Genomic DNA, 2,646 nt, shown 5'->3' with positions numbered 1-2,646 from the left:
AGCCCCAGGGATTGCAGCGCCTGCGCCTGGTTCATCTGCGTGTCGATGGCGGCCAGGTCGCCCACCTGCTGAAACAGCGCTGTTGCCTGCCCCCAGGACTCTAGCGCCGCATCTGCCTGCCCCCGCGCAAATTGGAGCCGCCCCAAAATGGTCAATGCCTGCGCCTGCGCCCGCTGCACTGTCGCAGTACGCGCCGGGAGGGAATTCAGCAGTTGCACCGCTTCGGCAATGTGCCGCTCTGCTGTAGCCCATTCTCCAAGCTGCTGATGCGCCAGCGACAGGTTTGCCAGCGTTAGCCCAATCTGGAGACGAGTTTGCTCCCCGATGCTGGGGTCTGCGCCCGGTTGCCGCAGTTGATCGAGGAGGGCTTCCAATTGGGCGATCGCCTCTCGATAGCGACCCGCGTCGTAGAGCGACCGGGCGGAGAGTGGGGGGTCGGGGGAAGAAGGGGGAGGGAAGAACGAAGAATGAAGAGCGAAGAACGAAGAACGGAGGGGGAATGTGGAGGGGGACTGTGCAGGAAATTCAGACCAGTGCTGGACGCGTAAGGTCTCTGGTTGGGAGGTGGCAGGGGCAGCGTGAATTTCTGGCGACGGGGAGGATGCGGCGGGAAGCGTGGCTGTTGCAGAATGCGCTAGACCCAGTGCCAGCACTAGCCCCAGAAGCAGCGTTAGCCCTAGAAGCAGCGTTGTGATCCACTGCCTGGTTTTGCGACTGTGAGAGACGCGGCGGGAACTGGAGTGGGGCGTTCGCGCAAGCGTTGCGGAGCAATATTGTGCAAGTGTTTTGGAGCAATATCGTGCAAGTCTTGCGGAGCAATATCGCCTAAGCGTTACGAAGTAATATCGCCCAAGTGTTCTGGAGCAATATTGTGCAAGCGTGGTGGGGAAACCTCGTGCAAGCATGGTGAGGAAACCTCGTCTTTCTGCCGCAAACCGCCGCCTTGGTTTGGCAGTGAAACGCGCTGGTCTCCGTTGGTGGCCCTGGCTCATCGTCCGATCGCCCCTGCAAGTTGGACTGAGTGTACTCTAGATCTTCGCCAGATTCTTGCCAGGTCGCAGTCCCCCATAGGAGAAGATTCGTGAAGCGTTGCTAAATAGGGCTGACCAGCCAGCCGCGCATAAAGTAGTAGACCGAAGACAAATATTCGTCTACCACGCGGGTTGTCAGCGCCAGCGCGTCTACGTTGGGCACTAGGTCGGCGACGCTGGCAATCAAGCGGCGATCGTCCAGTTGAAACAGAAATTGGTCGGTGGGCAGTCCTAGGGTTCGCAAGCCGCGACTGGCAAAGGTGGCGCGGGCACGGCTGACGTTGAGCAAGGGCACCACCAGCAGCAGGCTGTCGGTTTCTTTTTGGTAGCCCAGGGGGGTCAGGATGCGCTCGATAGCCACCGCGTTGCTGTAGAGATCCGTGCCTTCGGTGTCGATTACGATGCGATCGCCCTGCACGCCTGCGCTGGTCAAAATTCCCTGCACCGTCTGAATGGCGATCGCCCGTGCCTCTTGCGACGCATTCAGCCCCAGTTGCGACCCCAGGCTGACGATGACCAGCGGGTTTCGGCCCTGTTCCAATTCACCCCGATAGACGCGAGCCGCAAAGAAGAGCCGCGAGGCCAGCACGTTGGTAAACCCGTCGCGATCGCTGCTGACCTGGGTGCGGCTGCGATAGGCCGGGTCGGCCGGGTCATTGCTGTCGCCCAGCACTACGATTGCCTTGACGGACGCCGGGTTAAAGTCCACCGGCCGCTGCACCATTGGGCTGTAGGCCAGCGTGCGGGCCGCCTGCGAGGTCAACCAGTAGGCCACAATCGGCGTACTCGTGAGCAGTAGCACCAGCACCGCCGCCAGCACCAGGTTGCCGTCTACGCTTTTGGCCCCTTTTTTCAGCGAACTCAGCAGTAGGAAGAACACCAGACCCAGCGGTTTTAGCGGCAGCGACAGCACGCTCCAGACCGTGCCCACAGTGCGATTGGTAGGGTCAATAAACGCCAGAATGACGAAGGCAAACAGGATAATGCCACCCAGCCACGTCAGATAGACCCTGGGAATGAACTTACTGAACACGTACCAGAGGATCGTGCCAATTAGCAGCCAGAGCAGAATTCGGGTGAGCAGTTCAAACATGGTTGACGGGTCGCCCGCTGGAGGTCAATGCCGGGGGGCAAAAAGGTCTAGTCCAGTGTAATGCGCGATCGCCCACCCGGTAACGGATTTCTGGCAGCTATAGGCTGGTGAGTTGCGTCCAATACTGGTCGTAGAGTTCCGTCGCGTCGCCGATTGGGGAAATGCGCTCACATTTTTGCAGCGCTGCCTGGTTGGGATAGAGGTTGGGATTGGACTTGAGGGCGTTGGGCAGGAGGTCGATCGCCGCCTGGTTTGCCGTGGCGAACCTCAGCCGCTCCGATGCCTGTGCCAGCACATCTGGCTCCAGCAAGAAGTTAATCCAGGCATAGCCCGCATCGGGGTTGGGGGCAGCCGCCGGAATCACCATCGTATCGGTCCACAGGGACGAGCCGCTGGCAGGAATCAGGTATTGGATGTCGGGATTTTCTTCGGACACCTGGAGCGCGTCGGAGGAATAGGCCATGGCGATCGCCAAGTCGCCCGTCAACATCTGATCGCGCCAGCCATCGGTGGTAAAGTTGG

General features: G+C 60.1%; 2 protein-coding genes and 1 pseudogene. All 3 read right to left on the bottom strand.

The features are described 5' to 3' along the window. Window positions 1-653: pseudogene (locus tag IGS51_RS22155) on the bottom strand (hypothetical protein); the annotation flags it as partial. 439 nt (window positions 654-1,092) lie between these two features. After that, entirely contained in the window at window positions 1,093-2,124 is a 1,032-nt protein-coding gene (locus tag IGS51_RS22150) for an ElyC/SanA/YdcF family protein (RefSeq protein ID WP_297081066.1), read from the bottom strand. 97 nt (window positions 2,125-2,221) lie between these two features. Continuing rightward, a partial coding sequence (locus IGS51_RS22145) for an extracellular solute-binding protein (RefSeq protein WP_297081064.1) occupies window positions 2,222-2,646 on the bottom strand: 425 nt, incomplete at its 5' end.

The sequence above is a fragment of the Thermoleptolyngbya sp. M55_K2018_002 genome, assembly GCF_015295965.1.
Lineage (GTDB): Bacteria > Cyanobacteriota > Cyanobacteriia > Elainellales > Elainellaceae > Thermoleptolyngbya > Thermoleptolyngbya sichuanensis.
The sequence above is the reverse complement of the archived record's forward strand: the minus strand, read 5'-3'. Positions and strand labels throughout refer to the sequence as shown.